We start from the raw sequence: 23,401 nt of genomic DNA, 5'->3' as shown, positions 1-23,401 counted from the left end.
TTCCTCGTTGAACCGGTTGGAGCGGATGGAACAGACGGCAGGACCGGGGCCCGCCGGTTTAGAGTGCGGGGACGGCGGCCGGGAGCTGCCGGCCCTGGGCCACCAGGGAAGTGCCGAGCGCGTACCCGTCGCGTTTGGGCAGGACCTGGCGGCGCAGGTAGTCCTGGTTGGCGGCGGTGACGCTGAGCCCGTCCCCGCCGTAGTGCTCGGTGCAGATGATGCCCTGGAAGCCGACGGAGATGGCGAAGTGGAAGGCCTCGCGGTAGCTGATCAGACCGGATTCCATCGGCGCGGGCATGGCGACGTACTGATCTTTCGCCCGGTTTTCGTCGCGGACGTAGTTCTTGACGTGCCAGTAGTTGGCGTACGGCAGCGTCTTGTGGACCATTTCCCGCCAGTCCTCAATCGGCCGGTGCAGGCGGATCAGGTTGCCGATGTCCGGGTTGAGCCCGACATTGGACAGGCCGATGTCCTGGACCAGTTGCACCGACGAGTCGGCGGTTCCGAGGTAGGTGTCCTCATACATCTCCAGGGAGACCAGGAGCCCGAGCTCGGCCGCGTGCCGGCCGACTTCGCGGATCCGGGTGACAGCCTTCTGCCAGGTTTCCTTGTCCCCCACCGGGTCCCGGTGGCCCTGGACGGTCCAGAACCAGAGCTGTTCGCGCTGGGCGGGAGTCAGGGCCTGGTGCAGGCCGATCGACACGACCTCGCAGCCGAGCTGCGCGGCGGCGTCGAGGGTGCGGTGGGTGTAGGCCAGGTTGTCTTCCCAGTTGGCCTCGTCGATCACGCTGCGGCGGATGGCCGAGATGGCCGGGAGGCCGATTCCGGCGTGGCGGGCGGCGGCCGTGAGTTCATCCAGCCGGGCCGGGCTCAGGTCCCCCGGACGCACCCAGCTGTCGGTCAGGTCGGCGTTGGCGAAGCCCGCGTCCGCGACTTCCTCGAACACGCGCTGCCACTCGGCGGCGGGGGCATCCTGGACGGAGGTTCCGTCGGGCCGGACGCCCGGGAACTGCAGCAGGGCCGCGGTGATGGGCCAGTTTTCGGCGGTGTACGACATTGTCACTCCAAATCTTGAATCACATTTCCTATAGGATTCACCCGATAGGAAAGCTTGTCAAGGGTTTTTGTGGATCGGGACGCGGGCCGAACCGGAGGCCGGGGCCGGGCAGCGGGCAGCGGAGGGTGCCGTCGCCCGGCGTAGCTGGCGGGTTTGGGCCTAGCTGCGCACTTCGCTGTCGTGTACTTCGCTGTCGTGCTGGGAACGCTGCTTGACGCCTTCGATGTGCGCGATCATCTTCTTCCGCGCCAGGTCGGCGTCGCCGGCCTCAAAGGCCCGCAGGATCTCGGTGTGCTCCGCGATCGCAAAGTCGGCGTCGGTGACGCCGAGGCCGCCGAAGAAGCGGAAGCGCTGCACCTGTCCGCCGAGCGCGTTGTACGCGGAGAGCAGGAACTGGTTGTCCGCGTGCTCCGCGATGAGCCGGTGGAACCGTTCGTCAGCCTCCCAGTAGGCGCGGAACTCGGAAAAGGACGGCCCCCGGGGCGCGGCTTTGAGGTCGTCGATGGCCTGCGCCAGCTGGGCGGTGAGGTCGGCGTCGGCATGGCTGCAGGCCATGAAGGCGTTGGCCGGTTCGATCACCAGGCGCGCGTCCATCAGGTCCGCCAGTTCGTCCGCGGTGAAGAGCGGCGCCACCCGGTAGCCGCGCAGGGCGGTCCGGCGCACCATGCCGGTGGCTTCCAGCCGGGCCAGCGCCTCGCGCACGGGCGTCGGCGAGACGTCCAGTTCCCGGGCCATCCCGTCGATGCTGACCGGGGTGCCGGCTTCGAGCCGGCCGTCCATCAAGGCGATGAGAAGCGCTTCGTAGACGTGGTCGGCGAGGACCTGCCTGCTGACGCCGCGTGCGGCCGGATCCTTGATTGCCATACTGGAATCCTATAGCCGCCCCGCCCCGCGGGACGCCGGCCGTAAGCCTTTCCGGGATCGCTCCCCCGGCTATACCGTCGCCGGGACCGGCGACGGCGCAACTTAGAAAGCATGCTTATATTGTCATGACCGGGGTGCGGCAGCGCTCAGCGGTGACTGGGTCGACTTGCGGCGCGCCGGGTCGCTGCGCCGTGCCGGCCATGGCGTCATCGTGATGGAAAGAATGGAAGGTGGAACAAGATGCCCACATGGGTGCAGGCCCTGCTATGGGGAACCGTGGCGGGCGCAGCGCTGGTTCTGGGTTCGGCCATTGCCTGGAAGTGGACGATCGCCCCCAAAGTCGTCTCCTCCATCATGTCTTTTGGGGCCGGAGTCCTCATCTCCGCCCTGTCGTTTGACCTCGTCGATGAAGCCGAAAAGGGCGGCGGTCTCTGGCCGACCGTGGCGGGATTCCTTGCCGGAGCACTGGTCTATGTTGGGGCGAACGCGCTGCTGGCCCGGCGAGGAGCCAAACACAGGAAACGCTCCGGCGGAAAGCAACCCTCTGAAAAGGACAAGCCGGGCAGCGGCACCGCGATCGCCATCGGAGCCTTACTGGACGGGATTCCCGAATCCGTCGTCCTGGGGCTCGGTCTCGTCTCAGGAGGATCGGTCAGCACGGCCGTGCTCGCAGCTGTGTTCATCTCCAACGTCCCCGAAGGGCTATCCAGCACAGCGGGGATGAAAAAATCCGGACGCAGCGCCGGGTACGTCTTTGGCGTGTGGGGAGGCATTGCCCTCATCTCCGGGCTGGCGTCGTTGATCGGCTATGCCAGCCTGCAAAACGCTCCGGCAGAGATGGTCGCCTTCATCACCGCAATCGCCGCCGGCGCGATTCTGGCCATGCTGGCCGACACCATGATCCCGGAGGCTTTCGAGGAACACCATGTCCTGACGGGCCTCATTGCAGCTGTGGGCTTCCTGGCGGCCTTCACCATCAGCCAGGCCGGGGGCTGAACACTCCCCCGGCCCGCCGGCAGTCAACGTTAGTGCCCGCGCAGCACGTCGATCACTGAAGAGTCGTCCCGCCGGCCGAGCCCCTTACGCCGGCCGCTGAGGTAGAGCTGCTCGGCCGCGGCGGCGAGCGGAGCCGGGTAGGTGCTGTCCCGCGCCGCCTCGACCACAAGCCCCATGTCCTTGACGAAGATGTCCAGGGCGCTGCGGACCTCGGTGTTGTCCGGGTCCACCATCCGGGAGCCCCGGTCATCGAACATGAACGACGCCGCGGCGCCCGAACGCAGCACCTCCCAGGTCTGCTTCGGGTCCAGGCCCAGGGCCTCGGCGAAGGCCAGGGCCTCCCCGGCCACGGCGATGTGGACGCCGCACAGCAGCTGGTTGACGAGCTTCACCTTCTGACCGTCGCCAACGTTCGCACCCACCACGGGGGCAGAGCTTGCCATCGCGTCCAGCAGCGGCCGCACCACCGCCAGGGCCCGCTCGGAGCCGCTGACCATCATCAGCAGCTCGCCGGTGGCGGCGCGCTTGGTGCCGCCGGAAACCGGGGCGTCCACCAGTTCGACGTCGAACGCCGCCAGCCGCTCAGCCAGCGACACCACCGCGGCTGGACCGACGGTGGCCATCAGGAGGACCACGGTGCCCGGACGCAGGGCCGCAGCGAGGTCGTCCACGCCGAAGAGCACCGCATCGGCCTGGGCCGGCGTCGCGACCATCAGGGCGACGACGTCGGCCTCGGCCACCGCCTCCTTGGCCGTGGCCGCCGGTGTCAGGCCGGGAACTGCCAGCGACTGCGCCCGGCCTTCGGCAACGTCAAAGGCGGCGACCTCGTGTCCGGCTTCGGCAAGGACGACCGCCATCGGTCCGCCCATCGCGCCCAGCCCGATCCATCCGACCTTGGTCATGGGGTTACTTCCTTTCCTGGTGCCGCGGACGTGGCGCCGCGGAAGAGTTCAATGGTGTCGGCGAGCGCGTTCTCGTCGCCGACGTTGCCCGCAAAAACGACGTACGGCATCCCCTGCACGCCCGGGGCGGCGTCGTCGGGCCGGAGCACCGAGACCATGCCCGGGAACAGCTGGCCGAGCACGGTGGCCCGCCTGATTCCGAGGCCCCGCACGGCGACGTCGTGCGAGGTGATGCCGCCCTTGGCGATCACCCAGGCGGGCTGGGCGGGAAGGGCGGCCTGGACCACCTCGATCAGGGCCGCGGATACGCTGCGAGCGATCTCCAGGCTGGCGGCAGCGTCGGCGCCCTTGAGCAGCGACCGCGAGGTGTAGAGCAGGACGTCGGAGTCGGCGAGGGCGCTGACCACCCGGGCCGCGGTGTCTGCAATGTGCGCACCGCGCGCCGCCGGATTGACGAGCTCGGCGACGGACAGTTCGACCTCGGTCACGCCGCCCCGGGCCTGCGCCGCAGCGACCTGGCGTGCCGTCTGGCCCACATGGGAACCGACGACGGCGAGCCCATGGCCGGCCGGGCGGCCGTCGGGCCAGATGTCCTGCGCCTGCAGGGTCGGCTTGGGATCGAGCCCTGCGAGCGCGCGGACAAAGGACGGACCGGTGCGGTGCAGGAACACTTTGCCTTCGCGCTGGACCTGCTGCAGGCCCAGGACGACGATTTCCAGGTCCGCGAACTCGGTGGCGTTGACGATGATGAGCTGCAGATCGCTGGCCGAGCGCAGGATCTCCGCGACCCGGTCCTCTCCCCCGTGGCGGATGTCCTCGAGGCTGATGCTGAGCACCTGCTCCGGCGCGACGGTGCCGCCGCTTTTCTCCGCGACGAAATCCTTCAGGTCGGAGGACCGGTATCCGAAGGTCGCGTCCTTGGCGAACTCGGTTTCCCCGGCCGGGACGGGTTCCCCGCCCACCATGGCCCAGTGCACATCCCCGGCGGTGAAGCGTCCGGCTTCGAAGTAGGACGGCGCCAGCAGGACGCCGTCGAACCCGCGCCCGGTCACCTCGCGCCGGACGGCGTCAAGGGTGCGGATTTCGGCCATGACATGGCCGCGGAGGGTTGAGTCGCTCCGACTGACCAGGTCCAGGGGCGCGCCGAGCCGCTCCTCGAGCTCGAACAGGGCCCGGCCGGCCGCCTGGTTCAGGGCGACCGCGTCGGCCTCGTCGAGGCTGCGGGTGTTGGTCAGAATGAAGCAGGTCGACTCCGGCCGTGCAAGGGCCGCGGCGTACTCGTCTGCCTCGAGCACGGTGACGACGGAGACGCCGTGCACGGACTGCGAACCGGTCGGGTCGTCGTCGAGCACTGCGGTCCGCCGTCCGGTTGCGGCGCGGTAGTCGCGGATCCGCTGCCGGGCATCGGCCAGGCGCACGGGTTCAGGTGCGGGTGCGGGCCCGGCCGGGGCGCTTGGGTGTGCAGTGGGATGGCCGGCGGGGTAGGTTTCGTGGGTCATGCTGTGATCCTTCCGGGTGCCGTGCGGCCGGAACCGCACGGCACTTCCAGAGGCGCCGGGAGGTCAGGAGACCTGCAGGCCGCCATTGATGTCGTAGGTGGCGGCCGTGATGTAGCCGGCGTCCTCGCTCAGGAGGAAGGCCATGAGCGCCGCGACTTCGTCGCGGGTGCCGACCCGGCCCATCATGATGCCCTCGGACATGGCGGCCTTGCGCTCCTCGCTCAGCGTGCCGCCCATGATGTCGGTGTCGATCGGGCCCGGGGCCACCGCGTTGACGGTGATGCCGAACTCTCCGACTTCGCGGGCCAGTGCCCGGGTGAAGCCGAGGATTCCGGCCTTCGAGGCGCTGTAGGCCACTTTGGAGAACGTTCCGCCGCCGCGTTGCGCGGAGATCGAGGAAACGCTGACGATCCGGCCGAGCCGGCGTTCGATCATGCCCTTGAGGACCCGCTGCGAAACGATGAAGGTGCCGCGCATGTTGATCGCGAAGACCTTGTCCCATTCGGCGACGGAAGTCTCCATGAACGGCGTCGGCGAGCTGATGCCGGCGAGGTTGGCCAGGCCGACGATGGCCGGAAGCGACTCCTCGACCTCGGTGATGGCCCGGTCCACCGAGGCCTCGTCCGAGACGTCGGCGCCGACGCCGACCGCCTTGACGGCCCGGTTGGAGCCGATCTCGGCTGCGGCGGCTTTGGCGTCTTCGGCGTTGATGTCCAGGATCGCGATCGACCAGCCGTCGCGGGCCAGCCGGTCGGCCGTGGCGCGGCCGATGCCGCGGGCGGAGGCGGCGCCGGTCAGGACGACGGTGCGTTCGGCGGGGAAAGTGCTCTGTGTCATGAGTGGTTCCTAATGGCTGTCTGCGGCGGGGGCGGTCGCCCGGGGGGCGGAGACACCTTCCGGACGCTTGCGGGCGTAGAGATAAGTGGCGACGGCGGTGATCGCGAGGCAGGCCGCCAGGAAGGTCAGGCCGCTCTGGCTGTTGCCCGTGGCGTCCTTGAGGATGCCGACGATGTACGGGGCGACGAAGCCGCCCAGGTTGCCGAGCGAGTTCACCATGGCGAGGCCGGCCGCTGCTGCGGCACCGGTCAGCGCCGCGGACGGCATAGCCAGGAAGGGGGCGATCGCCGAGTAGATGCCCATCGCTGCGAGGGTCAGGAAGACCATGGCGAGGACCGCGTTGACCGGGAGCAGGTAGCCGGCGCCGAGCAGGCCGACGGCGGCAATCACCATGCTGACGCTGGCGTGCCAGACCCGGTTGCCGGTGCGGTCCGAGCGCTTGCTCCAGAAGTAGACGAACACCGCGGCGATGGCGTACGGGATGAAGACGATGAAGCCCACCTGGACGGTGTCGAACTTGCCCAGCGCCTTCACGATGGTCGGCATCCAGAGGCCCAGGCCGTAGATGCCGCAGACCAGGCCGAAGTACAGGGCCGAGTAGGCCAGGGTGCGGGGGTCCTTGAGGCCGGCGAGGAAGTTGTGGTTGCCGGACTTCTGCTTGTCGGCCAGTTCCTTGCTCATGGTGGTGGCGAGCCAGTCGCGCTCTTCGGGCTTGAGCCACTTGGCGTGCTCCGGCCGGTCGGTCATGACGAAGGGCGTGATGAGGCCCAGCACGATCGCCGGGATGCCTTCAATGATGTACAGCCACTGCCAGCCGTGCAGCCCGGCAACGCCTTCCAGGCCCAGAAGCATGCCGGACACCGGCGCGCCGAGGGCGTTGGAGATCGGCTGGGCCAGGATGAAGATGCCCAGGACGGTCACGCGCTGCGCGGCGGGGAACCAGAGGGTCAGGTAGAACAGGATGGCCGGGAAGAATCCGGCTTCGGCCGCACCCAGCAGGAAGCGGATGATGTAGAAGGTGGTCTCGCCGTTGACCAGGAACATGGCGGTGGCGAAGATGCCCCAGCTGATCAGGATGCGGGCGATCCACTTGCGGGCGCCGTAGCGGTACATGCCGCCGTTGCTGGGGATTTCCAGCAGGGCGTAGCCGAGGAAGAAGATGCCGGCGCCGAGGCCGTAGGCGGCTTCGGTGAGGCCGATGTCGCCCTGCATGCCAAGTTTGGCGAAGCCGACGTTGTTGCGGTCCAGATAGGCAACGAAGTACAGCAGGACAATCAGCGGCATGAGCCGCCGGCGGACCTTGCGGAGGGTGGTCTGGCCCAGTTCACTCAGGGCCGGAGCTGCAGTCAGGGAGGTCATCGCGGGCCTCCACCGGTGATCAGGGTGCCCTGGGAAGGGACGTGCGCGCGCATGAAGACTCCTTTGGCTGGCGGCGATCGTTTGTCGAAAGTAGATATCAGATGTCTGATATCTGTATGAGATTCTAATCACACGAAAGAGCAGCGTCAACAGGATTGGTAAAACAGCCGGGCGGGATCGAAACCGGCGCAGCGCCCGCGCGGGTCAGCTCGCGGCGGCGCCGCGGCTGGAGACCGCGAGGTAGCGTTCGTAGTCCTCGAAGGTCTGGGTGATGTGGGCGTCCATCGCGGAGCGCGCGGCGCCGGGCTCGCCGGCGGCAATGGCGGCCAGGACCAGTTTGTGGTGGTGGATCGCGTGCCGCTGCACATCCGGGAACGCCGAGGTCTCCCGCCGCATGGCGTAGAGCAGCGTCGAAAGCTGGCCGAGCAGGGCGGGCACGAACGGGTTGCCGGAGGCCCGCAGCACGGTGTCGTGGAAGGAGATATCCGCCAGGGTCAGCGCGTCGACGTCGCCCGAGTGGTGCGCGGCCTCCATCAGCTCGACGCTTTCCGTCATGGCGGCGAGGTCGGCCTGGCTGTGGCGTGAGGCCGCGAGTTCGGCGGCGCCGGTCTCGACCATCCGGCGGACCTCAAGCAGGCGCAGTGCCACCTGGTCCGAAGCCACCCCCCTTGACGCTGCCCGCATGATCGCGTCCAGGCCGGTCCAGCGCTCGGGCGGATTCACGAAGGTGCCCAGGCCCCGCTTCACGTAGACAACGTCCTGCGCCTTGAGGACCTTCATCGCTTCGCGGGCGGTCAGGCGGCTGACCCCTGACTCCTTGGCGATGTCGGCTTCCGGCGGGAGGGCGTCGTCGGCCTTGATCTGGCCGCTGAGGATGTACTCGAGGACTTTGTCCACGACGACGTCGACCAGCGTCCGTCGCGTTTCTGCCATCGTGATCCCCTGCCTGCGCGCACCCAAGCGCGCACTTTGCCTTTCCTAAACACTACTAGACGGACGGCGGCGGTCCTCGCCGCCGTCGTGCCTCAACGAAGAAACGCGGGGTCACTTCGCGCCCATCCCACCGAGTGGAATGGGCCGCAAGTGACCCCGCGTTGCCTTGGTGCTGGTGCCTAGAGTGCCGCGTAAACTTCGCGCAGCAGCTTGGCGGTCTCGGACGGCGTCTTGCCGACCTTGACGCCGGCAGCCTCGAGGGCTTCCTTCTTGGCCTGGGCGGTGCCCGCGGAGCCGGAGACGATGGCGCCGGCGTGGCCCATGGTCTTGCCTTCCGGGGCGGTGAAGCCGGCCACGTAGCCGACGACCGGCTTGGTGACGTGGGCCTTGATGTAGTCGGCTGCACGCTCTTCGGCGTCGCCGCCGATTTCGCCGATCATGACGATCGCCTTGGTCTCCGGGTCAGCTTCGAAAGCTTCGAGGGCGTCGATGTGGGTGGTGCCGATGACCGGGTCGCCGCCGATGCCGATGGCGGTGGAGAAGCCCAGGTCACGCAGTTCGTACATCATCTGGTAGGTCAGGGTGCCCGACTTGGAGACCAGGCCGATGGGGCCCTTGCCCGTGATGTTGGCCGGGGTGATGCCGACCAGGGCCTCGCCCGGGGTGATGATGCCGGGGCAGTTCGGTCCGATGATTCGGGTGACCTGCTTGCCGTCGGCGTCAACCTTGGACTGGGCCAGCGCCCAGAATTCGGCGGAGTCCTGGACCGGCACGCCTTCGGTGATGACGACGACCAGGCCGATGCCGGCCTCGATGGCTTCGACGACAGCGTCCTTGGTGAACGCCGGCGGCACGAAGACGATGGAGACGTCGGCGCCGGTCTCGGCCATGGCTTCCTTGACGGTGCCGAAGACGGTGATCTCGTTATCGCCGTGCAGGACCGTGGTGCCGGCCTTGCGGGCGTTGACGCCGCCGACAATCTTGGTGCCGGCCTTGAGCATCAGGGCGGTGTGCTTGGTGCCTTCGCCGCCGGTGATGCCCTGGACGATGACCTTGGAGTCCTTGTTCAGATAAATAGACATAGTCGTGTCCCTTTACTTAGCTGCGTTGGCGAGCTCGGCAGCCTTGTCGGCGCCCTCGTCCATGGTGGCGGCCAGGGTAACCAGCGGGTGGTTGGCCTCGGCCAGGATGCGGCGGCCTTCCTCGACGTTGTTGCCGTCGAGGCGGACGACCAGCGGCTTGTTCGCGGAGTGGCCCAGCTCGGCCAGTGCGCCGACGATGCCCTTGGCGACAGCGTCACAGGCGGTGATGCCGCCGAAGACGTTGACGAAGACGGACTTGACCTGGTCGTCACCCAGGATGACGTCGAGGCCCGCAGCCATGACCTCGGCGGAAGCTCCACCGCCAATGTCCAGGAAGTTGGCGGGCTTGACATTGCCGTGGTTCTCGCCGGCGTAGGCGACAACGTCGAGCGTGGACATGACCAGGCCGGCACCGTTACCGATGATGCCCACCTCGCCGTCGAGCTTGACGTAGTTGAGGTCCTGCGCCTTGGCCTTGGCCTCGAGCGGGTCCGCAGCGTCCTTGTCTTCAAGGGCGGAGTGCTTCGGGTGGCGGAAGTCGGCGTTCTCGTCGAGGGTGACCTTGCCGTCCAGGGCAACGATGTCGCCGGCGCCGGTCTTGACCAGCGGGTTGACCTCCACGAGGGTGGCGTCTTCCTTCTTGAACACGTCCCAGAGCTTGAGGATCACGGCGGCGACCTTGCCGCGCAGTTCCTCGGCGAAGCCCGCGGCGGCGACGATCTCGTCGGCCTTGGCCTGGTCGATGCCGACGGCCGGGTCGATCGCGATCTTCGCCAGGGCTTCCGGGCGCTCGACGGCGAGCTGCTCGATTTCCATGCCGCCTTCAACCGAGCACATGGCCAGGTAGTTGCGGTTGGCCCGGTCCAGCAGGACGGAGAAGTAGTATTCCTCGGCGATGTCGGCACCCTGGGCAATCATCACCTTGTTGACGGTGTGGCCCTTGATGTCCATCCCGAGGATGTTGGTGGCGTGCTCGAGTGCCTCATCGGCAGTCTTGGCGACCTTAACGCCGCCGGCCTTGCCGCGGCCACCGACCTTAACCTGTGCCTTGACGACAGTTACGCCGCCGATCTTCTCGGCAGCTGCCTTTGCTTCTTCAGGGGTGTGCGCCACGATGCCAGCAAGCACGGGTACACCGTGCGCCTCGAACATATCGCGCGCCTGATATTCAAACAGGTCCACGGTTTAGTGTCCTTCTACGTCGAAGTAGTTTCTGTACAGCCGGACCCCACGTACTCGCGGTTACCGGGCTGCGGAATAAACGCACCCTGCGACAAGCTTGGAAACGAGCCACACGGCGCAATGCTCCTCTTTTGAACTCTAGTCCTTCGTTTGGACCAGCCCGACCCAGACTACCTGTTATGTGAGTAAGGACACTATTCTATTGAGCGTAGAAAAACCGCTAGATTACGGGGTTTTTGGGGCCTCCGACGGCGCCGCGGAGGCCGCCTTGGGGGCCGGCAAGATCAGCTCGTAACGGTCGCGCGCAACGAAGAAGGCGACGCCGGCGGAGACGTTTCCGCAGGCTACACCGCCGTTGTAGGCGGAGCAGCGGAGGCCGTTGCGCTCGACGTTCTTCCCATCCTCGAGGACGGGAAGCTGCGAGATCGGACCGTTGCGGGTGCCTTTGGGGCCGAATTCGGTTTCCTGCTGTGTGACGCCGGAGCGGCACTCCCCGTAAACCGCCTTGGCCGGGGTCAGCAGGGCCGTGCCGCCCAGGTAGCCGAGTCCGGTGCCGGCGCAGTCGTCGCGGATGTCCTTGGCGGACGGCTTCGGGTAGGCGCCGAGCTCACAATGGGCCACCGGCACGGTCGCGAACTTGCCGTTCCCGCTGCCGCCGAAGCCGTTCTGTTCATAGGGCAGGTTGACGTGCTCGCCCCGGGCCGAGGTCAGTGAACAAACGATGTTGCGGTCCGCGGTGACGAAGCTCAGGGAGTCCTGGCCGGCTCCCAATGTCGCCGGGTCCGTCAGGGGTGCCTGCTTGAGCTGCTCCAGGGCGGGCAGCGGGGCCGGCGGGACGTAGTCCGGGTCCTTTTGCGTGACGGTGCACGCCGTGGCCGCCAGTGCCAGGAAGGCGGCCAGGATCCCCAAAGATGTCCGTCGCATGCGCTCCATTATGCCTGTCGGCGCGCGGTTACCGGTGGATCCGCGGGGCGGCTGAGAGCCCCGGTCACGCGTCGATCTTGGTGAGCGGGGCGTACCGCAGCAGGAGCCGCTTCTCGCCGACGCCGAACTTCACCTTCGCGACGGTCTTGTCCCCCGCGCCCTCGACGGCCAGTACGGTGCCGTTGCCGAAGCTGGTGTGGTTGACCTTGTCCCCCACGCTGACGGCGACGATCTCTTTCTGCGGCTGCACCCGGTTCTTGGCGATGGCCGCGGGGACGTCCGCGTTGAAGCCTGCCGCGGAGTCCGCGCCGGCGCCCCGGGCGGTGCCGGCGCCCCAGAAGGACCCGCCGTAGCGGCTGGAACCGATCGATCCGCCGCTCCCCCAGCTGCTGGCCTGGCGGGTGGAGCCTTCCCGCTTCCACTCGACCAGCTCGGCCGGGATTTCCTCGATGAACTGGCTGGCGGGGTTGTACTGGCTCTGTCCCCACATGCTGCGGACCTCGGAGCGGGTCAGGTAGAGCCGTTTCCGGGCCCGGGTCAGGCCCACGTAGGCGAGCCGGCGTTCCTCGGCCAGTTCCTTGGGGTCGGTGGCGGAGCGCTGGTGCGGGAACAGTCCGTGTTCCATGCCGGTCAGGAACACCACCGGGAACTCAAGGCCCTTGGCGGTGTGCAAGGTCATCAGGGTGACGACGCCGAGCCGCTTGGCTTCGGCGACCGCGGCGTCAATGTCCGCCCCGGGGGCGTCCGGGATCTGGTCGGCGTCGGCCACGAGGGAGACCTGCTCCAGGAAGGCGCCGAGGGACCCTTCCGGGTTGTCGCGCTCGTATTCGCGGACGACGGCGACGAGCTCGGCGAGGTTCTCCACCCGGGATTCGTCCTGCGGGTCGGTGCTGGAGCGAAGGGTGGCGAGGTAGCCGGTCTGCTCAAGGACGGCTTCCAGGGCAGCGGCGGCACCGGAGCCGGAGGCCACCTCGGCCAGGTCGTCGAGGAGCTTGACGAAGCCCAGCACGGCGTTCACGGAGCGGGTGGCCATGCCGGGTGCTTCCTCGGCGCGGCGGGCGGCGGCCATGAAGGAGGTCCGGTCGCGCTGCGCCAGCGATGCCACGGCGCCCTCGGCCCGGTCGCCGATGCCGCGCTTGGGCTCGTTGAGGATGCGGCGCAGGTTGACGTCGTCGTCGGGGTTTACCAGAACGCGCAGGTAGGCGAGGGCGTCCTTGATTTCCTTTCGCTCGTAGAAGCGGGTGCCGCCGACCACCTTGTAGGGCAGCCCAACGCGCACCAGGACGTCTTCGATGGACCGGGACTGGGCGTTGGTGCGGTAGAAGATCGCGACGTCGCCGGGGCGGAGGTTGCCCTCGTCCTGCAGCCGGTCGATTTCCTTGGCGATGAACTGGGCCTCGTCGTGCTCGTTCTCGCCCACGTAGCCGACGATCTTTTCGCCGTCGCCCTCGGCCGTCCAGAGCCGTTTCTCCGGCCGGTTGGGGTTCCGGGAGATGACCGAGTTGGCGGCGCTGAGGATGGTCTGGGTGGAGCGGTAGTTCTGTTCGAGCTTGATAGTCCGGGCGTCCGGGTAGTCCTTCTCGAACTCCACGATGTTGCGGATGTCCGCGCCGCGGAAGGCGTAGATGGACTGGTCCGAGTCGCCGACGACCGTGAGTTCGGCCGCGCCGGGGCCCTCGCCGACGATCTCGCGCACCAGGGCGTACTGGGCGTGGTTGGTGTCCTGGTACTCGTCCACAAGCACGTGCCGGAAGCGGCGCCGGTAAGAGTCGGCGAGCGCCGGGAAGGCCCGGAACATGTAGACGGTTTCGGCGATCAGGTCATCGAAGTCCATCGCGTTGGCCTGGCGCAGGCGCTGCGTGTAGCCCTTGAAGACTTCGGCGACGGCCTGTTCGAAGGGGTCGCTGTAGTTCGCGCTGGAGGCGTAGCTGTCCGCGTCGATCAGTTCGTTCTTGAGCGCGGAGATCTTGTGCTGGATGGCCTTGGGCGCGAAGCGCTTGGGGTCCAGGTCCAGGTTCTTGGCCACGAGCGTGATCAGGCGGAGCGAATCGGCGGAGTCGTAGATGGAGAAGTTGGAGTTCAGGCCGACGTTGGCCGCTTCGCGCCGCAGGATCCGGACGCAGGAGGAGTGGAAGGTGGAGATCCACATGGTCTTGGCCCGGCCGCCGACCAGGAGCTCGATCCGCTCGCGCATCTCCGCGGCTGCCTTGTTGGTGAAGGTGATGGCCAGGATCTCGCCGTGGTGCGCCCGCCGGGTGGCGATCAGGTAGGCGATGCGGTTGCTGAGCACACGGGTCTTGCCGGAACCTGCGCCGGCGACGATCAGCAGCGCGCTCCCCGCGTGTTTGACTGCTTCCTCCTGCTGCGGGTTCAGTCCCTGCAGCAGCTCTTCCGCGTTCGGCAGCTGGGGGCGGTCCGAGTCCTCACCGTTACCAGCGCCCCTTCCGCCGTGGGCCCCGAAAGCGGGTGACCTCAGGTCCGGCATTCCGGTTCCGGTCCCCGGGTTTCCGGACGCTTTGGCCGGCGCGGCCGGATGCGAGGCAGCTTGGAAGGGTCCGTCGGCGTAGGGGTCAAACAACATATCCATGGTGTTAACAAGTCTAGGCGGTGCCACTGACGGCACCGTCCGCGGCTCCTCCTGCGCCGGACATGCCCCTCGCCTGCGCCCAGCAGCGGACATATGCCCATTGTGTACATGCCTGAAGCTGAGGAATGAGCGTGTCCCTCCGCCGCCGCCGTCAGGAATGAGCATCCCCCGCCGCCGCCGTCAGGAATGAGCATGCCCCTCCGCCGCCGTCCGGAATGAGCATGCCCCTCCGCCGCCGTCCGGAATGAGCATGCCCCTCTCCTACCGACGTCACGGTCCACGTCGCCTGGTCCGCCGCGGGACATGCCCCTCGCCTGCGCCCAGCAGCGGACATATGCCCATTGTGTCCCCGCGTGAAGCTGAGGAATGAGCCTGCCCATTCCGCACCGACGTCCCGAATGAGCATGTCCCTCGTGTGATACCAGGACCAGGCAAGTCGCTTCCGGCCGAACGTGCGCCGGTGCGGCCTACCCCACGGAGCCTGACTCGAGCGCCGCCCGGAGCTGGCGCACCGCCGTCGCGCCTCCGGCCACGAACCACTCAAGTCCGTTGACGCGCACGACGTCGATGGCGCCGCCGGCGGCGAGCACGATCGCCTGGCCCGGCAGCCAGTCCCACTCCGGGGAGCTGTGCTGGAACCAGCAGTCCAGCTCGCCGTCGGCAACCCGGCCGAGATCGCATGAGCCCGAGCCGAACATCCGCAGCGCCGCCGCGGACGTTGCCGCAGCGTGCCACGGCATGGCGCACATCGGGTCGGCCAGCCAAGTGGGATGGATGTAGGTGGCGGCGCCAAGCTCGGCGAGCGGCGTCTCCGCGCGGCCCAGGCCACCTGCGTCGCGGGGCCGAAAACTCGTCAGCGCCTCACCGTTGAGGGTTGCCTTCCGGGCGGCGCCGCCGAGCCAGAGCTTGTCTTCCTCCGGCTGGAAGATGGCGCCGAGCAGTGGGCCGGATGAATCCTTGAGCGCGATCGCGGAGCACCAGTAGCTTGAGCCGTGCAGGAAGTTGTAGGTTCCGTCGACCGGGTCGATCACCCAGGTCCGGCCGCTGCTGCCCCGCTCGGAGGCACCTTCTTCGCCGAGGACGCCGTCGTCGGGCCGGCAGCGCTGCAGCTGTTCGAGCACATAGGCTTCCGCGGCGTGGTCCGCGGCGGTCACGACGTCGGAGACGGACGTTTTCCGCTGCCCCTCCAGTCCTGCCTGCCGCATCAGCAGCGCCAGATTGCCGGCCTCCCGCACCAAGGCCTCGGCGAGCTGGTAGTCGTCCAGTTCGGGGCTGAGTTCCGCGGTGCTGTGCCGACCGAGCCGGTGCCTGACAAGTTCGTTGCTGCCTGATTCGCTCACGCGTTCAGCCTATCGGGCGCCCGGAGGTGCTGAACAGACAGACCGAGTTGACGGTAGCCCTGCCTGGGACCGGCCGGTGTGGCGCCGGCGAGGGGCGATAATGGAGCCATGGCCAAGACACCCGCCCAGCGGATCAAGAAGCACGGCGCGAGCGCGGCCGTTCCCCAGCACCATCTGCCCGCGGTGATCAATCCCAGCACCACCCGGACCCCACAGAAGGCCCAGAGCAATAGCAGCCTGATCCTGATTGCGGGCGTCGTGGCGAGCCTGTTCCTGTTCTGGTACGTCCACCTGCTGACCCTGAACCAGCTCACCCAGCTCAGCGGCGGCCTACCGATGCCCGACTCGCTGCTCGGCGGCTTTGAGCGGGGCTTTGTGGAGCAGCTGCGCTCTGCCATGGACGGGGACGCCCGCGGACAGCTCAACTATGTGCACAAGACGGCAGGGACACTGTTTCCGCTGATCTTCGGATTCACCTGGTTGCTGCTGATCGGCACGAACGTGGCCCGGAAACCGCTCCGTTGGGCGCTGTGGGCAGTGCCGCTGCTGTTCGCGGGTGTGCGGCTGTGGGGAAACGCGGCAATTGACGCCATGATGGCCGCTGACACGCTCGACGGCGGCCAAGTCGCCTTGGCGTCGGGGCTCACCGTGGCTGGCTGGGCCCTGCTGGTGCTGAGCCTTGTGGTCGGCGCCGCGGCAGTGTTCCTGGGCCGCAAAACCCCTGCCGCGCGGGCTCGCGCTTCGGGTTCCGCCCAGGCCTAGCAGTTCGGGATCCTTGGCCGGGTATCCACGGCCTTCCCGCTCCGGGGCCCCCGATGGACATGCCCACTCTCGGCCGCGACCGACGAGTATATTCCCTATATGCCCACTGCACGACGCCGGCGAGGGGCATGCTTACCCTGCCCGCCGGACCAAGAGCGTTGGGACCTCGGGACATGCCCACTCTTCGCCGCGACCGACGAGCATATTCCCTATATGCCCACTGCACGACGCCAGCGAGGGGCATATCCAGAAGCGGGCTTAGCTGCGGTCGAAACCCGTGACTCGGAGCAGCCATGACCACAACGAGGCCCGGCCCAGCTCGGCTTTGAGGAAGTCACGGGTCTGCTGGGCACGGTCAGGAGCCCCCGCACTTGCGAAGTGGGCGGCCGCCTCTGCGAGCGCGCGCCGCGCTGCCATCCTGTCGCCCGTCGCGAGGTACGCCCGCCCAAGAAGAAGGCAGGCATCTCCCGTATTTTGCGGTGTGGTTGACCCGGTTTCGCAGATTTCTTCGAGAATGTCGACTGCGGACTTTGCATCACCAGCTAGGTAACTCCAATGAGCGCGGTTGCGGCGCAACAGCAGCAAATCGTTATCGCTACCGCCGATGACGTCAGTGGCTAACTCGGCCCGCTCGATGCACCGCAGAGTATCGGGGTCGGCGACATTTGCAGCGAGGCGCATCGCAGCGGACGCCTTGTTGAATTTCGCCCAGACATCCAGGTCCCGGGACGGCGAAAAAGTTGCGGCGGCAAGCTCGTGGTAGCGCAAGCCCTCCTCTACGTTGTCGCAAAGAAACGCCACGTTGCCAATCACCCAGTAGGCCTTGCCCGCGAGTTGTTCATCCACTTCATCGGAGATGACAGCGGCGAGACCCTTACTTTCGGACCACGCCTCTTCCAGCTTGCCGGAGTCTGCGAGGGCAGCTATTAGGGCCTGCCGTGCCTTGACGTTGAAATCGATGTCAGCTTCGTCGATCGTTAGTTCAACAGCCGCCCGTGCTTCGGCGGCCGCTGACTCCAGCAGGCCAGAACCCTGGTGCGCTTTGGCGACAAGAACGTGGACCTGCGCCCGCAGCTGCGAGGAGATCGTATGGGACTCCATCACGATTGTCGAGGCAGCCTCAGCGCATGCTTCGAAGTTGGCGTCCGACAGGTAGCTCTCTGCCCTGAAATAGGTCATCGCCCGCCATGATTCAATATCGCCTTCACTCAACGCGATGTCGGCGGCGACACCCGCGCTCTTTGCTGCCTCGGAGAAATCATGGTTGCCCCGATGCTCCCGCGCTCGGAGCTCGGCCGCGGCGTACGCCGGCGAGACTGATTGTTGTCGCATGGGTCAATTATCCGTTCCGGGAGAGCCGAAGCCGGACAGCACACGCGAGCCACCGCCGTTGTAAAAGCGCAAGAGTTACGCGCGAATATCACAAGGTTTCACTAAATCGGAGAAATCGTTATCCCTTGGCGTGTTCTTACCGCATATACTGAAGCTGTACCACATGAGTCACATCAGCCTCTCACGTAACAGGAGTCCTACATGAAGAAAACCCTTGCTACACTCCTCGTCGCTGGCGCTTTGGCGGCCGCAGGCCTGTCCGCCACTGCCGCTGTCTCAGCCAGCGGCAGCAACTCGGGACAGGGCTCCGTAGTGGCAGTTGGCTACTGGCCGGACACCATCCGCAAGTAGACAAGTCAGCAAACCGCAAAGGGCGGGAGTCGGATTCACCTCCAACTTCCGCCCTTTGTCATGCCAGTCAACAAGCCAGCCGTCCAGCCGCCGTCGTTCGCCACTTCGGCAAGCCCGCGCCACTCCGGCACGCCCGCGCCACTGCGTGGCTACTGCGAAACCGAGCTGTCCTGGCTGATGAGCGCCTCAACGGCCTCGGCGGGCGCCGGGCGCCCGAAGTAGTAACCCTGGCCGCTGGCGCAACCCAGCCGCACCAACTCCTCGGCCTGCTCGGCCGTCTCAATCCCCTCCGCCACGGCCTTGAGCCCGCACGCATGGATCAGATGCAGCACAGCTTCGACAAAGCCGCCCTGTTCCGCATCCGTCCCGAGCCCGTCGATCAGGCTCTTGTCGATCTTGACCACATTCACGGGCAGCTTGCGCAGGTAGCTGATGGAAGAGTAGCCGGTGCCGAAGTCGTCGATCTCGAGCTGTACCCCCAGCTGCCGCAACCCGCTCAGGGAGTACTTGTCCACGTCGCCGCCGGTCACGGCCATGGACTCGGTCAGTTCGATGATGAGGTTCGCGGCATCCACACCCGTCTCGCGGAGGATGTCCTGGACGTGTTCGATGAGCTCGAGGTTCTGCAGCTCGGTGGTGGAGATGTTGACCCGGACGGAGAACTCGCTGTCCAGCGCCAGCCGGTCCTGCCAGTCCCGGAGCTGCCGGACCGCGTTGCGCAGCACCCAGTGCCCCAGCTCCACGATCATCCCAGTCTCCTCCGCCAGCGGAATGAACTGGTCCGGCATCAGGAGCCCGCGCTCCGGGTGGTTCCAGCGGACCAGCGCCTCGACGCCCTCGATCCGCCCGGTGGCGAGCTCCACCACCGGCTGGTAATGCAGCGTCAGCTGATCCTCGAGGATCGCCTCGCGCATCTCCGTGACCATCAGGCTCTGCAGCCTGCGGGCGTACAACAGCGCCGGTTCGAAGACCTTGATCCCGCTGTGCGGCTGCGCCTTCGCGGCGTACATGGCTGTGTCGGCTTCCATCACCAGGTCATCGGCGGACTGGCCCGGTTCGGCGACGCGGACGCCAATGCTGGTGCCGCACGTGACCCGCAGGTCGCCGATCTCCAGGCTCTCACTGAGCGCCTTCAGGATCCGGTTGGCTACCCGCCGGGCCCGCACGAGGTTGGATTTAGGCAGCATGACGGCGAATTCGTCCCCGCCCAGCCTCGCCACGGTATCGGTGACCCGGACCGCGTCCTGGAGACGCCGGGCAATCACGCGCAGGACATCGTCCCCCGCGCTGTGTCCTAGCGTGTCATTGATGCCCTTGAAGGAATCAAGGTCAAGAATCAGCAGGGCAGGCGGCATCTCGCCGCGGGACGTCTCCGCCAGCGCGTGGCTGAGCACCGAGTTCAGCGCCGTCCGGTTGGCCAGCTGGGTCAACGGATCGGTCAGCGCCATCCGCTCGAGCTCAACCTGGGCCTGGCGCAACATGGCGGTCCGGCTCTCGACCCGCTCCTCGAGCTCCTGGTAAATGGTCTGCAGGTCATCGGCCATCAGGTTGATGCCCGCGATGACGGCGGCGACGTCGTCGCGCGCACCGGAATGAGGAATCCGGGTACTTAGGTCTCCGCTGGCAATCCGGACAATGCCCTCCACGAGCGCATGGAGCCGGGGGTCTGGAACATCACTTTTCACTCGTATAAGGCCTTAACCACTTGAGGGCTTCTATCCGCGAAAGGAAGAACTCCGCCGGGATCGTTTCGGTTCTTGAGCGCAGCAGGTAATGCGCAATGACACGGTCCACGGGGCTCTCGCCCACCAGTGCGAACGCCGACGCCGCGATGGAACCGGCGTAGACCTGGCGCGCTTCCACGCTGACGCCGACGACGCCGGAGATGACCAGCAGCACCGGAACCCTCTCGCCGCCGGCGAGCATCCGGACTGTTTCACCGGCCACCCGCGCTTCCGGACCCTCGATCTCTTGGTTCGGCGGGAGCGCGACTTCAATGATGCCGCCCTCGAGCAGCCGGACGCCGATGACGGGCTCCGCGGAGGCTTCCGTCGCGGGAATGACCGGCTCGGCCAGCCCCAAGTCCGCCAGGCCGAGCTCTGTCCGGGACCTGGACGAGGACGGCGTCCCGGCGTCGGGTGCGTCAATGACTGCCGGCGGTTCCTCGGGGATTTGCCCGTCCGGGGCAATCGGGGCTTCGACTGTCATCGGATGGCAATCCGACGGACAGAGGCCAGCCGCGAAGGGACACTGGTGGGGTCGCCGAAAGAAGTCGCTGCCAGGCGCGGCGCAACCAGCTGATCAGACATGTGCCCCCACAGACTACAAAGTCGGCAATTCGGCGTGCGCTGGACCCGTTCTCCCGCACGAGGCACCGGAACATTCCGGCGAATGCCCTCATGATAGTGCAAGTAGGCGTATATATGAGACATAAGACACCCCCGCGACACAGAATCGCCGAAAGCCCCACAGTTGCGCGGGCGCGGCAATTCCGTAATTACCGGGCGAAGTATTCGCGAATACTCGACAGCGAGCTTGAGCCGCTGTATCCGAGATCGGCGGGGCCGGCATGGACGGCGTGGTCGGGCGAAAAAATGCTAACCCCGAGGGTGCCGCCTTCCACGTCCTTGAGGCTGTCCAGCAGGGCCGGCATGGCCTGTTCCAACGTCTGAGTGAGCGCTGCCTTGTCCGCACTTTCACCGACCAGTTTCACCGTGATGAATTTGCCGGAGGTGTTGACGTTGGCGTCGGCCTGGACGGCGGTCACGCCCGGGACGGACTTTCCGGCTTTCTGCAGGGCGGCCTCCAGCTGATCCGGCTCGGAGGGTCCGCCCAGGCCGCAGGCCGCCAGTGTTGCCGCGAGAATGCCCATGATCAGTGCTCCTGCAATGGGGTGGAATAGCTTCTTCATCGATAACTTCCGCTATGGTTCGGCGTCGGGCTGCTCACGCTCATTGCTTGCGCGAGATGCTCGAAACGGTGGAGCTGACCTGGCCGGGGTCCGTGGTCAGGAACTGCTGGGTCGACTCCCTTTGAGCGTAGTCGGCGATCGGTCCCTGGTGCTCAAGGCTGCCGGTGGACTTCACGTATTCGCCGCCGTCGTGGTAGCCGATCCCGGCAACGCCGGGCGCCACGGCGGGGTTGGGCAGCGTGACCCTGACCGCGCCGTTATCCTGGCTGGCCGAAACACTTCCGTCCTGTCCCACCGTGAGGTCCCCGAGGTCGACTTTGGGGACTGGATCACCCGCGTGCTGCAATGCAAGAACGTCAATGCGGGCCGGTATTGGCGCAGAGTCCACCGGGGAGCCAAATGTCACGACGTTCGTCACATTGAACCGGTTGGTGAACGAATTGTCCGACGCCAGGGCGGCGGCAATCATGCCGCCCTGCGAATGGCCGGACAGCATCACGGGCGCCCCGTCCGGGATACCTGCGTTTTCCATGGCCAGGCGGACCGCCTGGGACGCCGTGGACAAGTTGCCGCCGGCCAGCTCCAGGTTGCCCGTCAGGTCGGTGGCGTTGGCAGCGCCGTCTGGGTACCAACGGGTGGTTCCGGGGATGCTCACGATGTAGGCGTCCGGTTCCCCGGGCTTGTGGATCGTGGTGATGCGGACCGCAGCGTCGGGTGTCGCAGGTTTGCCTTCGTCACCGTAGGCGGCATTGGTGGTCTGCAGGATCGCACTGATGGTCGAGGGCACCGGGGTGTTGAATCGCCCGTCCTTGTCCGTCCCGGCAGGTTCTCCGACCGGAACCGGGAGCGGCTCGCCAGCCACCGGCCGACCATCGTCGAGCAGATGCGGGTTGTAGGTACCCACGCTCAGCGCGGTGGCGGCCAGGGAGAGGACTCCGGCCCTGAGCAGGACGCCGTTCGATGCGAGTTCGGTGAGCGAAGGGGGCTCGCCGGTGCTCAGCCACCGCATTCCCATGTCTCCATAGTGGCCGACTTGGTCCAGCACGTTGGACTGGGCATCCATCAGGTTCCTGACCGGCAGGGGCGCGCCGTCCTGGAGCCAGTTCCAGCCGAAGTCGCTCGCGGCTCCCACCGTGCTGAGGACCTTGCCGCCCTGGTTCCAGAGATCCCCTGCCGTGTCGGCAACGCCGCCCGCCAGCCGGTCGAGTCCCAGTCGGTGGAAAAGGGAGCCGCCGCCGGCACCGCCCGCATCGCCGGACCCGCCGCCGGCCCCGGCACCGGAAAGGCCGCCGGCCCCGGCGCCGTGGTTGCTGGCTTCGAGCTGCTCTTCGACGTTGCGCCGCACTGCGCCCGACGCCGCCTTGAGCGCGTTTCCCGCCCCGGTCAGCCGCTGCCGGTGCCCGGCCCATTCATCCTTGAACCGCTGGCCGTCTTGGCCGGCCCAGGGGGCGGCGGCAATGGCGGGGGTCAGGCTGGCGCTCAGCGCCAGCAGCCGCTCGCCGGCCCGGTCCAGTTCTTCGCTGAGCCGGCGTCCGGACTCCACATCCATTCCGTGCAGGCTCATCGTTGCGCCGCCTGACCCGCGGAACCGGCGAGGAACTCGCGCGCTCCGAGCAGCCGCCAGAACAGTTCCCTGGCCACATCCCCCGGCGGAACATCCACCATCACGAGGGAACGGCCGCCGTCGTCGCCGCTGGTCCGCACCGAATAGAGCTTTTCCGACAGGTGCCAGAGATCCGCGGCGCGGAAGGCAGGCGCGGTCCCGGGCGGAGCCGCCACCACGTCCAGGTGCACGGTGCAGCGCGGGGCCAGGACGGCGTCCTTCACGTCCTGCTGCAGCTCGGCGCTGCCAACGGCCTGAAGCTGCTGCGGGCTGACCGGCGTGCGGGCGCCGTCCAGGCCGCGGGCGCCGTCCAGGCCGCGGTCGCTGCCTGGGCCGGCCTGGAGCTCCGTGAAGCCCGGAAGAATCCGTCGCACGGCGGACCAGGCGTGCTGCTCCTCGAACAGGGCCACCTCGACGACGTCCTGGATCCCGGTCACGGCCGTCCCCGCGTCCGTGGTCCGGATCCGCCGCCGGTAGGAGACGGCGATTCCGCGCCCGCCAGCCAGCCCCAGGTGGGTGTGCGCGGAGTGCTCCCCGGTTCGGGCCACGACAGTGACCCGGATCGGGGCACTGACGGCAATCAGCACCGCCAGCAGCCATTGATCCGGCATCGTGCCGTCCGGGTCGACAATGCCTGCCTCGCGAAGTTCCGCGTCGAGGCGCCGAGTGTCCGCCGGCTCCAGCGAGCCCAGCGCCAGGGCGGTTGAGGACTGCTGGTAGGCGGCAAAGTCGGTCTCCGGTTCGGCGGCAAGTGCCCTCAGCGCCCTGTCAACGGCGACCGCCCAGGCCAGCCCGCTGATCTCAAAAATGTTGAGATCAGGATCCCCAATACTTTGCAGCACGATTCCCCCAAATAGTTCAGACCGTGCGCTTACCCTAC

The 23,401-nt window shown here is 67.2% G+C and carries 21 protein-coding genes; 3 read left to right on the top strand and 18 right to left on the bottom strand.

What is annotated here, in order from left to right:
• Positions 1 to 58: 58 nt before the first annotated feature.
• Entirely contained in the window at positions 59 to 1,057 is a 999-nt protein-coding gene (locus AC1DBD_RS09520) for a sugar phosphate isomerase/epimerase family protein (protein WP_476893122.1), read from the bottom strand.
• 159 nt (positions 1,058 to 1,216) lie between these two features.
• Positions 1,217 to 1,921 (bottom strand): GntR family transcriptional regulator, encoded by a 705-nt coding sequence (locus AC1DBD_RS09515; protein ID WP_441418296.1) that lies wholly within the window; start codon positions 1,919 to 1,921, stop codon positions 1,217 to 1,219.
• Between the two features lie 240 nt (positions 1,922 to 2,161).
• Here AC1DBD_RS09515 and AC1DBD_RS09510 point away from each other — a divergent pair, with 240 nt between their 5' ends.
• Positions 2,162 to 2,917 (top strand): ZIP family metal transporter, encoded by a 756-nt coding sequence (locus AC1DBD_RS09510; RefSeq protein ID WP_441418295.1) that lies wholly within the window; start codon positions 2,162 to 2,164, stop codon positions 2,915 to 2,917.
• Between the two features lie 29 nt (positions 2,918 to 2,946).
• Here AC1DBD_RS09510 and AC1DBD_RS09505 read toward each other — a convergent pair whose 3' ends face one another.
• The 10 genes from AC1DBD_RS09505 to AC1DBD_RS09460 all read right to left on the bottom strand — a co-directional run bounded on the left by AC1DBD_RS09505 (position 2,947) and on the right by AC1DBD_RS09460 (position 15,562).
• Positions 2,947 to 3,819: an NAD(P)-dependent oxidoreductase gene (locus AC1DBD_RS09505; RefSeq protein ID WP_476981959.1), complete on the bottom strand. Its 873-nt coding sequence runs from the start codon at positions 3,817 to 3,819 to the stop codon at positions 2,947 to 2,949.
• Positions 3,816 to 5,318 (bottom strand): four-carbon acid sugar kinase family protein, encoded by a 1,503-nt coding sequence (locus tag AC1DBD_RS09500; protein ID WP_476981958.1) that lies wholly within the window; start codon positions 5,316 to 5,318, stop codon positions 3,816 to 3,818. The genes AC1DBD_RS09505 and AC1DBD_RS09500 overlap by 4 nt, the downstream gene beginning before the upstream one ends.
• 63 nt (positions 5,319 to 5,381) lie before the next feature.
• Positions 5,382 to 6,155 (bottom strand): SDR family NAD(P)-dependent oxidoreductase, encoded by a 774-nt coding sequence (locus AC1DBD_RS09495; RefSeq protein ID WP_476981957.1) that lies wholly within the window; start codon positions 6,153 to 6,155, stop codon positions 5,382 to 5,384.
• A 9-nt stretch (positions 6,156 to 6,164) separates the two neighbouring features.
• Positions 6,165 to 7,514 carry an MFS transporter gene (locus AC1DBD_RS09490; protein WP_441418291.1) on the bottom strand — a complete coding sequence of 450 codons (1,350 nt, stop codon included), beginning with the start codon at positions 7,512 to 7,514 and terminating at the stop codon, positions 6,165 to 6,167.
• A 204-nt stretch (positions 7,515 to 7,718) separates the two neighbouring features.
• Positions 7,719 to 8,447, bottom strand: coding sequence for a FadR/GntR family transcriptional regulator (locus AC1DBD_RS09485; RefSeq protein ID WP_441418290.1), 729 nt, complete (start codon positions 8,445 to 8,447; stop codon positions 7,719 to 7,721).
• A gap of 179 nt (positions 8,448 to 8,626) precedes the next feature.
• Positions 8,627 to 9,529: a succinate--CoA ligase subunit alpha gene (gene sucD, locus AC1DBD_RS09480; protein ID WP_441418289.1), complete on the bottom strand. Its 903-nt coding sequence runs from the start codon at positions 9,527 to 9,529 to the stop codon at positions 8,627 to 8,629.
• Between the two features lie 12 nt (positions 9,530 to 9,541).
• Complete coding sequence (gene sucC, locus AC1DBD_RS09475) at positions 9,542 to 10,711, bottom strand: ADP-forming succinate--CoA ligase subunit beta (RefSeq protein WP_476981956.1); 1,170 nt, start codon at positions 10,709 to 10,711, stop codon at positions 9,542 to 9,544.
• Between the two features lie 225 nt (positions 10,712 to 10,936).
• The gene (locus AC1DBD_RS09470; RefSeq protein ID WP_476909127.1) at positions 10,937 to 11,644 is read right to left on the bottom strand and encodes a hypothetical protein; all 708 of its coding nucleotides are present in this window, start codon (positions 11,642 to 11,644) and stop codon (positions 10,937 to 10,939) included.
• 55 nt (positions 11,645 to 11,699) lie between these two features.
• A complete protein-coding gene (pcrA, locus tag AC1DBD_RS09465) occupies positions 11,700 to 14,222 on the bottom strand; it encodes a DNA helicase PcrA (protein WP_476981955.1) in 2,523 nt (840 codons plus the stop codon).
• Positions 14,223 to 14,689: 467 nt separating this feature from the next.
• Positions 14,690 to 15,562 carry an inositol monophosphatase family protein gene (locus AC1DBD_RS09460; RefSeq protein WP_476981954.1) on the bottom strand — a complete coding sequence of 291 codons (873 nt, stop codon included), beginning with the start codon at positions 15,560 to 15,562 and terminating at the stop codon, positions 14,690 to 14,692.
• A gap of 108 nt (positions 15,563 to 15,670) precedes the next feature.
• Between AC1DBD_RS09460 and AC1DBD_RS09455 the strand changes: the two genes are divergently transcribed.
• Positions 15,671 to 16,324, top strand: a complete 654-nt coding sequence (locus AC1DBD_RS09455; protein ID WP_476981953.1) for a hypothetical protein — start codon at positions 15,671 to 15,673, stop codon at positions 16,322 to 16,324.
• A 258-nt stretch (positions 16,325 to 16,582) separates the two neighbouring features.
• Here the strand turns inward: AC1DBD_RS09455 and AC1DBD_RS09450 are convergent, their stop codons facing one another.
• Entirely contained in the window at positions 16,583 to 17,656 is a 1,074-nt protein-coding gene (locus tag AC1DBD_RS09450) for a hypothetical protein (protein ID WP_476909124.1), read from the bottom strand.
• Positions 17,657 to 17,857: 201 nt separating this feature from the next.
• Between AC1DBD_RS09450 and AC1DBD_RS09445 the strand changes: the two genes are divergently transcribed.
• Positions 17,858 to 18,007 (top strand): hypothetical protein, encoded by a 150-nt coding sequence (locus tag AC1DBD_RS09445; RefSeq protein ID WP_476909123.1) that lies wholly within the window; start codon positions 17,858 to 17,860, stop codon positions 18,005 to 18,007.
• 149 nt (positions 18,008 to 18,156) lie between these two features.
• On the opposite strand, the gene AC1DBD_RS09440 is transcribed toward AC1DBD_RS09445, so the two are convergent.
• From AC1DBD_RS09440 to AC1DBD_RS09420, 5 genes are all read right to left on the bottom strand, one after another.
• Positions 18,157 to 19,692, bottom strand: a complete 1,536-nt coding sequence (locus AC1DBD_RS09440) for a putative bifunctional diguanylate cyclase/phosphodiesterase (protein WP_476909122.1) — start codon at positions 19,690 to 19,692, stop codon at positions 18,157 to 18,159.
• Positions 19,682 to 20,215 carry a DUF7793 family protein gene (locus tag AC1DBD_RS09435; RefSeq protein ID WP_476981952.1) on the bottom strand — a complete coding sequence of 178 codons (534 nt, stop codon included), beginning with the start codon at positions 20,213 to 20,215 and terminating at the stop codon, positions 19,682 to 19,684. Before AC1DBD_RS09435 ends, AC1DBD_RS09440 begins: the two co-directional genes overlap by 11 nt.
• A gap of 289 nt (positions 20,216 to 20,504) precedes the next feature.
• Positions 20,505 to 20,918, bottom strand: a complete 414-nt coding sequence (locus AC1DBD_RS09430; protein WP_476981951.1) for a hypothetical protein — start codon at positions 20,916 to 20,918, stop codon at positions 20,505 to 20,507.
• Between the two features lie 40 nt (positions 20,919 to 20,958).
• Positions 20,959 to 22,482, bottom strand: a complete 1,524-nt coding sequence (locus AC1DBD_RS09425) for a PGAP1-like alpha/beta domain-containing protein (RefSeq protein WP_476981950.1) — start codon at positions 22,480 to 22,482, stop codon at positions 20,959 to 20,961.
• Positions 22,479 to 23,363 carry a hypothetical protein gene (locus AC1DBD_RS09420; protein WP_476981949.1) on the bottom strand — a complete coding sequence of 295 codons (885 nt, stop codon included), beginning with the start codon at positions 23,361 to 23,363 and terminating at the stop codon, positions 22,479 to 22,481. Before AC1DBD_RS09420 ends, AC1DBD_RS09425 begins: the two co-directional genes overlap by 4 nt.
• Positions 23,364 to 23,401: the final 38 nt, after the last annotated feature.

The sequence above is a fragment of the Arthrobacter sp. 10T419 genome (genome assembly GCF_056394105.1).
Note: the sequence above shows the minus strand (reverse complement) of the source record. Positions and strands in the feature narration are given on the sequence as shown.